Source organism: Mesorhizobium sp. M1066 (assembly GCF_040318635.1).
GTDB lineage: Bacteria > Pseudomonadota > Alphaproteobacteria > Rhizobiales > Rhizobiaceae > Mesorhizobium.
This window is the reverse complement of record NZ_JAMYMR010000083.1, coordinates 1-8,658: the sequence shown is the minus strand read 5'-3', so window position 1 is coordinate 8,658 and position 8,658 is coordinate 1. Positions and strand designations below refer to the sequence as shown.

Here is an 8,658-nt window from a genome sequence, read left to right as displayed (position 1 = left end):
GGTCGGCTGGCTGTCGTGAACGTCGAATATCTTGCGGCGCAGATGGGCCAGGCAGGCAGCTTCTCGAATTGCGCCACCCTTGTAGAGCTGGTTATAGCCGCTGAATCCGTCGGCCTGGAGCGTGCCAGCAAATCCGGCGAGCTCGCTCATCACGCTCTCGCCAGCGCGGCCCATGGTGGCACGATACCAGGCGATCGGCGGCTCCTTCGAGCCCGAGTTGCGGTCGTCGGCGACATAAACCCAGAGCGCACCCTTGTGCGTCTTGCCGTTGCCGGGCGCCAGGATCGGAAGCCGCGTGTCGTCGGTGTGGATCTTGCCGCGGGTACGGCCGATCTCACGGATGCGGTTGTAGATCGGATCGAGCAAGGCGGCGGCGTAGCCGGCGCTGCGCGCAAGGGTGGAACGCTCGATATCGACGCCCTTGGCGGCCATCATCTGGGCCTGACGGTAAAGGGCAAATGATAACCCCACTTGGCCATCATGATATGGGCGAGCGCGGCATAGCTGAGCTGCCGCGTGCAATGGCCTTGGCTGGTGCAGGCGCCTGGATGATTTTATCGCAGGTCCGGCAGCTGTACTTGGGTCGAATTGTCTCGATCACCTGCCAGGCCTGGGCCACCAGATCGAGCATCTCGTCGCCATCTTGGCCCATGGCGCGTAGATCGCCGCCGCAGCCCGGGCAGCATGCGCAAGAGGGCTCGCGAACGACCCGCTTGCGCGGCAGGTTGGGGTTGAGCTTACGCACCGGCAACACCCGCACCTTGTCGCTGTCCGCGACGATAGGCAGCTCGATATCGGGCACGCTGGCGGCGAAATCGGTCTCGAGATCTTCGAGTTCGAGCTGCATCTGGCCCAGCTTCTCGGAGGAGCGGCCGAAGGCCTTGCGGTTGAAGCGATCGATCTGCAGCTGCAGGCGCTGGATGCGAAGCGCGGCCTCGGCGCGCTCTCTTCGCAGCTGCTCATCCCGTTCGGCGATGGCGGTGTCACGGGCGGAAACGGCCGCCTCCAGAAAGGCGATCCGGGCGAGGAAATCAGCGATGGAGGGAGCTTGTTCCGACACCCAAATTACATACCCGAAAGACCTCGTCTACGGAAGCAAAATCGACACAAAATCAATGAGAAACGGCCTAATTTAGCCGGCCAGACGCGGTCGATAAATCTTGTTCGGCCGGCGCCAGTCGATCCCGTCCAAAAGCAGCGAAAGCTGTGCCTTGGTGAGCGACACGGTCACCTGATCCTTGGTCGTCGGCCAGGCGAAACAACCCTCGGAAAGCCGTTTTGTAAAAGGCAGAACCCCTGGTCGTCATGCGCCAAAATCTTGATGATATGACCCTTGCGTCCACGGAAGCAGAAGATCGCGCCGGTATGCGGGTCGAGCGCGAGCACCTGCTGCACCATCCGCGCCAGGCTGTTGATCCCGCGGCGCATATCGGTCTCACCGCAGCACAAGTAAATCCGGTCGGTCGGCACCACCGTGATCACCTGGTCAACTCCGCCAGTACGATACGCAGCGCCGTCGGATCGACGGTCCCGTCGATCCGCAATCGCGCGCCGTTCGGAAAGGCCACGTCGATTCCGCCGGCCGGGTCCGGGCAATCGGCGACGGGCCGCTCGACCTCGGGCAGATCGTTCACTTCGATCCGCGCGAAAGTTGCCATCGCCTGATCGGCCTCGAGCTCGCCACCGGCCATCTGCTTGCGCCAGGCATAAAGCTGTGACGGAGCTACGCCGAACGCTTCCGCGACCTCCGTCACCGACGAACCCGCCGCGCTCGCCAGGTCGACCAACGCGCGCTTCTCCGTGCAACTCCACAGCCTCCGCTGCCGCACGCGCCAGGGCACCGCTGCACAATCTTCGGCCGGCGCGCCGCGGCTGATCTCGGCAACCATATCGCCCCTCGCATGTTCCAATGTCATGGCGCGAAAGCTCCATGTTCATCAGCCTATTGCAAGGTGCCTTGGCGCACCGCTTACCAAGCATGTCATGGCCCTCGATGAGATCGCGAATGCCCGCCTCGAAACGCCCTCGGCTCACCTCGCCAACCTTGAGCCCGTAACCACGTCGGATTCCCCGTATGCTGAGCTCGACGTCGAGCAGCTTGGCCTGCAACAGCTTGCGGCCGACCAGGAGGGCCCGCACGTCCTGGGCATCTGCAGATTTGGCGTGCATAGGACAGTACCAGCCCATGCGCAGCAACTGGGCGATCCCGCGAGCATGCTTGCGACCTTCACCGCCATTGCCGCCTTCACATGCCGTGTCTCCAGCAACACCACCTCAAAGTCGGCGTCGACCAGACCCTGGCGCAACCCACTGCGACAGTGGGCCCGCCTCAAGGCCGACGCGGATGACGGGCAATCCCAGATCGGTAAAATGCTGCAACAGCGACTCAGGCTCGCTCGCCACCTTCGTCTCTCGCACGATCTTGCCCGATGAATCCACCACGCAAACGCTGCTCAGTTTTAGCGACACATCAATCCCTGCATAATTAGTTTATGGTTGTCCCCCGTTTGATGCTTGGGCCGAGACAATCGGACCCCATTCAACACCATCACTCTGAGGGACAGCCACCTTCCTGGCTATGCGAGGAGCGCCGGCCCATTACGGCATCTAGTAGATATCGCTCTCCCGTTCACCCGCATGCACGCAGTACTCGGGCGCCAACGAGCGCGCACGGTCTACATATTTCGCGCGACAATTGCCACTTCCGACCGCCGTGCCGAACGAAGTTCTCTTGATCTTCCTATCGGCGCAGACTCTCACCTTCGCGTCGACTTGTGAATCGTATGTTAGAAACGGAACTCCGTTGAATGGCAGCGGTTAAGCGGCCGTCCACCTTTCGACCGAGAACCAACTGAACGCGAGCGCATCCCAAGAGGCTACACCTCCTGTCATCTGAAAACGCGATGGTACCGTTCGCGACTCTATGTTGGCGCATCCAACGCCAAGTGGCGCATAGTTCACGCGCGTTTCCATCTACATCAGTCCCGCAGCGCAGAGTTAAGTTGAGGCACTTTCTATGACGACCATGCAGGGATCCGGACAGGTCTGAAACAGGACGACTTCGTCTATTTTGGTGAACCGATGCGACCGGGTTCACATAAATCCGCTTTTTTTGACCTGTCATTGTTGCTCTGGGAGGGACAACACGGAATGCCAAACCTCATCCATTCTGACTCCCAGGTCGCGCCGTCGCAAGACATGGCAGCGCGATGGAGCTTTCTGGCGTCGATGACGGCCCCCTAACTCTCGAGCCATTCCGCGCAATCCTAGCCTTCCTCGACTGCGACACATGGCTCTTTCCGTTCCGGGCATCGCAATCTCTGAACACTCCCGTATCATCGAGCAAGGTGCGGAAACCTTCTGCAACTTGGCCCGCCTCTTCTTCGTCAAAATAAGGGAACCGTATGCGCGGCTATTCGGTTTTTTCCATCCTACGCAATGGCCTTGCTGGCGACAGGTGCTGGCGGCGCGCTTGGCGCTCTCCCGATCCGAAGTCGGCCTATGATGTTGTCATCGTGGGCGGCGGCGGGCACGGGCTGGCGACCGCTTTCTATCTCGCCGAGAACCACGGCATCCGCAACGTCGCCGTGCTAGAGAAGGGCTATATCGGCGGCGGCAATGTCGGCCGCAACACCACTGTCATTCGCTCCAACTACTTGCTCGATGGTAACACCCAGTTCTACGAATTCTCGATGAAGCTCTGGGAAGGCATGTCGCAGGCGCTGAATTTCAATGTCATGTTCTCGCAGCGCGGCATGCTCATCACGGCCCATTCGGCCGACCAGCTCGATGGCTTCGGCCACCGCGCCAATATCATGCGGCTGAACGGCATCGACGCCGACATTCTCGACCGCGACGAGGTGCGGCGGCTCGTCCCATACCTCGATTTTTCTGAAACGGCGCGTTCCCCGATCCATGGCGCGATCTTGCAGGGCCGCGCCGGCACGGCGCGTCATGACGCGGTGGCCTGGGGCTACGCGCGCGCCGCCGACGCCCATGGCGTCGACATCATCCAGGGCTGCGAGGTGACGGGTTTCGTCCGTGACGGCGAGCGCATCGTCGGCGTGGAGACGACGAAGGGCCGGATTGGGGCCGGGAAAGTAGGGCTTGCGGTGGCGGGTCACACATCGGTCCTCGGCCGGATGGCCGGCCTCGACCTGCCGATCGAGAGCCATGTCCTGCAGGCTTTCGTGACGGAGCCGATCAAGCCCCTTGTCCACCAGATCGTGGCCCACGGCACCGAGCATTTCTACGTCAGCCAGTCCGACAAGGGTGGGCTGGTCTTCGGCGGCGGTCTCGACGGCTATAATTCTTATGCTCAGCGCGGCAATCTCGGGATGGTCCGCGAAGTCGCGGAGGCGGCAGTCGCGCTAATGCCCTGCATTTCTCGCCTGCGCATTTTGCGCCACTGGGGCGGGGTGATGGACATGACGCCGGACGCCAGCCCCATTATCTGCCCAACGCCAGTCGACGGGCTCTACCTAAACGGTGGCTGGTGCTATGGCGGCTTCAAGGCCACGCCGGCCTCAGGATGGTGCTTCGCGCATACCATCGCCACCGGAAAGGCACATCCGCTCAGCGCCGGCTATAGCCTGGACCGTTTCCGCACCGGCCGCACGATCGACGAGGCCGGCGTCGGGCCGTTCGCCTGGTTGCAATAACCGAGAGACCAAGACCATGCTACGCATCGAATGTCCCTACTGCGGTCCGCGCGACCACGACGAGTTCCGCTACGGCGGTGACGCGTCGGTCATCCGTCCTGTCCACGACGACGCGGATTTCGAGGCTTGGTACCGTTACGTCTTCGTGCGCGAGAACCCGGCCGGACCGCATCGCGAGTATTGGCAGCATGTGATGGGTTGCCGCCAATGGTTGGTGGTTGGGCGCGATACACGCAACCACGAGATTTCCTTTGCCCGGTCCGCACGGGAGGCGCGCGCATGAGGCGGCTTCACGAAGGCGGGCGGATCGACCGATCGCAACGGATCGAATTCACCTTTGACGGCAAGTCTTTAGCCGGTTTCCGAGGCGATACGCTCGCTTCGGCGCTGCTGGCGAACGGAATCGGCCTGGTCGGCCGCAGCTTCAAGTACCACCGGCCGCGCGGGATCTATTCTGCCGGGCCGGAGGAGCCGAACGCTCTCGTGACGGTGGGGACGGACGGTCGCCGCGAACCGAATCTGCCGGCGACCACGGTGGAACTGGCGGACGGCCTGGTTGCCGAAAGCCAGAACCGCTGGCCATCTCTCAAGTTCGACGTTCAAGGCATCAACGGCTTGTTCTCGCCGTTCCTGTCGGCGGGCTTCTACTACAAGACCTTTATGGGTCCGACCCGGCGGGCCTGGATGTTTTACGAGCACTTCATCCGCAAGGCGGCGGGGCTCGGCCGCGCGGGGAAAGAGCCCGATCCTGACCGCTACGAAATTCGTCATCTGTTCGCCGATGTGGCGGTGATCGGGGCCGGACCGGCGGGACTTTCGGCCGCGCTTGCCGCGGGCGAGGCGGGCGCCAGGGTGGTTCTCGTTGAGCAGGATTTTGTGGCGGGGGGCTGTCTTTTGTCGGAGCCGGCGGACGGCGAGGCCCGGGTCTGGCTTTCCGTAACGCTCGCACGGCTCGCCGACATGCCGAATGTTTCCATGATGACGCGCACCACCGCGTTCGGTGCCTATGACAGCAATGTGCTCGGGCTCGTGGAGCGGCACGGCTCAGCAACCACCGATCCGGCGAAAGGCGAGGCGCGCCAGATAATGGCGCTTTTGCGGGCGAAAACGATCGTCTACGCTACGGGCTCGATCGAGCGGCCGCTTACCTTCGCCAACAATGACCGGCCCGGCATCATGCTGGCCTCCGCGGCGCGGACCTATTTGAACCGCTTTGCCGTACTTGCGGGTACGAGGGTGATGGTCGCAACCGACAACGACAGCGCCTATTCCGCAGCCTTTGACCTTGCGGCCGCCGGGGCCGAAGTGACGATAGCTGACAGCCGCGCGGAACCGACACATGAACTTTTGGAACAGGCGCGCCACTGGGGCATTGCCGTCCGCAGGAAATCGCTGATCTCAAATGCATTGGGGCGTTATGCCGTACGCGCTGTTACGCTTTCCGAACCGGGCGGTGCGATTACGCTGGAATACGACCTGGTCGTAGTCTCGGGCGGTTGGTCGCCGACGGTGCATCTGACCTCCCATCTTGGGGTAAGGCCGGTATATCGCGCGGACATAAACGCTTTCGTTCCCGGAAAGCTCGGAGCGGGGCAGTTCGTGGCCGGCGCTATGACAGGAGGCTTCATCACAGCCGGCGCCATCGAGGAGGGGCATAGGGCGGGGGCAGAGGCAGCTGCGTTCTGCGGCGCAACGAAATCAGTCCAGCCGCCCTTTAGCCTCGACGACGCTGGACCTAATGATAGCCCGCTCGTCGCGCCTCACTTCGTGGGGGAAAAGGATGGTAGCCAGGCTAGGCGGCCCGAGCATAGTTTCCCCCTTCGATCGGCGCAGAGGGGGTTCGGGAACCCAAAGGCGGAACTTACCAAAGGCAAGGCCTTTATCGACCTGCAGATGGACGTAACCGCAAGTGACGTCGCGCTGGCGCATCGTGAGGGGTATGAGTCGGTCGAGCATCTGAAGCGCTATACGACGCTTGGGATGGGCACCGACCAGGGCAAGACGAGCAATCTCAGCGCGATTTCCGCCATGGCCGGTCTGCGCGGGATGGCGGTTCCGGACGTTGGCACGACTACATTTCGGCCTCCCTATACCCCAGTTGCCGTTGGTGCGCTGGCTGGGCGCAGCCAGAGCCATCTTTACAAGCCGTTCCGGCGCACGCCAATGCATGACTGGCATGTCGCCAGCGGCGCGCAGATGCTTGAGACCGGTGCCTGGATACGGCCCTGGTTCTACCTTGCTTCCGGCCGCGATGTGGACGAGGCCTATGTCGCGGAAATGCGGATGGTGCGCGAGGCGGCAGGGCTGATGGACATCTCCACGCTCGGCAAGATCGACATACAAGGGCCGGACGCGGCCAACTTCCTCGACCGCGTCTATGTCAATGGTTTTGCCAAGCTGCCGATCGGCCGCGCGCGCTACGGCGTCATGCTGCGCGACGATGGCATCGTCTTCGACGACGGCACTACGACGCGGCTCGGCGAGGGACACTTTTTTATGACGACATCAACCGCGAAGAGCGCGGAGGTGATGTCTCGGCTCGAATTCCTGCTCGACACCGCCTGGCCAGACCTGCGCGTGTCGGTGACCTCGGTCAGCGACGAATGGGCTGCGATGTCGGTTGCCGGTCCGAAGAGCCGCGATATCCTCGCCGCCGCGTTTCCCGACCTCGACGTCTCCAACGCGGCTCTGCCGCATATGGGACTGATCGAGGCAAAGTATAACGGCCGGCCCTTGCGCATCATCCGCCTCAGCTTTTCGGGCGAGCGGGCTTACGAGATCTATGCCGGCGCGAGCGTGGGCAAGGAGGTGTGGTGCCGGCTAATAGAGGCCGGCGCGCCTTTTGGCCAGAAGCCTTACGGCGTCGAGGCCCTGGGCGCTCTACGAGTCGAGAAGGGGCATGTCGCGGGACCGGAGATCGACGGCAGGACGACGCTCGACGACCTTGGCCTCAGCCGCATGGCGGGCAAGCGCAGCGGCTACGTGGGCGAGGTACTTGGCCGCCGCGAAGCCTTCAGCGACCCGGCGCGCCCGCGGCTGGTCGGGCTGCGCAGCCTCGAGCCGGGCAAGCCATTGCGCGGCGGCTCGATCCTCTTCAGGCCTGGCGAGCCGATCCATGGCCACGGTCTCGGCCGCATCACGTCGGTGACCTACAGCCCCACGCTGGACGCGTGGGTCGGGCTGGGACTGCTTGCCCGGAATGCCGCGGAGGAGGGCACCGAGATCATCGCAACATATCCCATGAAGGGCCAGACGGTTCGGGCCCGGATAGTCTCGCCTATATTCCTCGACCCGAAGGGAGAGCGGCTGCATGGCTGATGGTTCGAACATGGCCGGGTTCGAGATGGCGGCTTATGACTGCTCTATCCTCCAACTCGAGGGCTGGGATGGCGCGATGGCGCAATTCGAGGTGGTCCTGAATAGGATACTGGGGGGGTCGCTGCCGAACAAGGTCGGCGACACTGCTCGTCATGACGAGTGGCTCGTCATCCGCATTGCGCCGCGCCGATTCTGGCTGCTTTGCGACGGCCCGCCGCCTATTATCGACGTCGACGCGGAACGCGGCTGCGCCCTCCCTCTCGGCGAGGGCAGGGTTCGAGTCCGGCTTTCCGGCAGGGGCCTCAAACAGGTGCTGGAGCGGTGCGTCGCGGCGGATTGGGAGACACTGGGAGATGGACGGGCAGTCCAGACCGGTCTCGATCGCGTGCCGGTGCTGCTGCTGCGCAAGAGCGGGTTCGAATGCGACCTCCTCGTCCCGCGCAGCCTCAGCCAGGGCCTGATGGAGTGGATTGCCGACGCCTCCGCGGCCGGTACCTGACTTGCCGCCTCGAACCGGGCGACGTGGGCTGCCCACCTAGCCAAATGAACAGTCGGGGTTCAGGGCGCCTTTGAAGAAAGCAAAACCAATTGATCGCCTCCTGCGATCGACATTTATCAAGATAGGAGAAAGCTGCTCATGCCTACATCTAGTCAACAGGGACGCGTACCTGGATTTAGT

General features: G+C 62.9%; 7 protein-coding genes and 2 pseudogenes. 4 read left to right on the top strand and 5 right to left on the bottom strand.

The window, feature by feature from the left end; translation table 11 throughout:
• From NKH52_RS34935 to NKH52_RS34915, 5 genes and pseudogenes are all read right to left on the bottom strand, one after another.
• Positions 1 to 432: IS66 family transposase (locus tag NKH52_RS34935; RefSeq protein ID WP_352658063.1), on the bottom strand; the 432-nt coding region annotated here is incomplete at its 3' end.
• A gap of 46 nt (positions 433 to 478) precedes the next feature.
• A complete protein-coding gene (locus tag NKH52_RS34930) occupies positions 479 to 1,060 on the bottom strand; it encodes an IS66 family transposase zinc-finger binding domain-containing protein (RefSeq protein ID WP_352658060.1) in 582 nt (193 codons plus the stop codon).
• Positions 1,061 to 1,132: 72 nt separating this feature from the next.
• Positions 1,133 to 1,398, bottom strand: a pseudogene (tnpB, locus tag NKH52_RS34925) (IS66 family insertion sequence element accessory protein TnpB).
• A gap of 80 nt (positions 1,399 to 1,478) precedes the next feature.
• Entirely contained in the window at positions 1,479 to 1,916 is a 438-nt protein-coding gene (tnpA, locus tag NKH52_RS34920) for an IS66-like element accessory protein TnpA (RefSeq protein WP_352658057.1), read from the bottom strand.
• A gap of 58 nt (positions 1,917 to 1,974) precedes the next feature.
• A pseudogene (locus tag NKH52_RS34915) lies at positions 1,975 to 2,475 on the bottom strand (IS110 family transposase); the annotation flags it as partial.
• Positions 2,476 to 3,404: 929 nt separating this feature from the next.
• Here NKH52_RS34915 and NKH52_RS34910 point away from each other — a divergent pair.
• From NKH52_RS34910 to NKH52_RS34895, 4 genes are read left to right on the top strand one after another with little or no spacing between them, the layout of a single operon-like run.
• The gene (locus NKH52_RS34910; RefSeq protein WP_352658054.1) at positions 3,405 to 4,661 is read left to right on the top strand and encodes a sarcosine oxidase subunit beta family protein; all 1,257 of its coding nucleotides are present in this window, start codon (positions 3,405 to 3,407) and stop codon (positions 4,659 to 4,661) included.
• Positions 4,662 to 4,677: 16 nt separating this feature from the next.
• A complete protein-coding gene (locus NKH52_RS34905; RefSeq protein WP_352658051.1) occupies positions 4,678 to 4,944 on the top strand; it encodes a sarcosine oxidase subunit delta in 267 nt (88 codons plus the stop codon).
• Complete coding sequence (locus tag NKH52_RS34900; RefSeq protein ID WP_352736085.1) at positions 4,941 to 7,979, top strand: sarcosine oxidase subunit alpha family protein; 3,039 nt, start codon at positions 4,941 to 4,943, stop codon at positions 7,977 to 7,979. Before NKH52_RS34905 ends, NKH52_RS34900 begins: the two co-directional genes overlap by 4 nt.
• A complete protein-coding gene (locus NKH52_RS34895) occupies positions 7,972 to 8,478 on the top strand; it encodes a sarcosine oxidase subunit gamma (RefSeq protein WP_352658048.1) in 507 nt (168 codons plus the stop codon). Before NKH52_RS34900 ends, NKH52_RS34895 begins: the two co-directional genes overlap by 8 nt.
• Positions 8,479 to 8,658 lie beyond the last annotated feature (180 nt).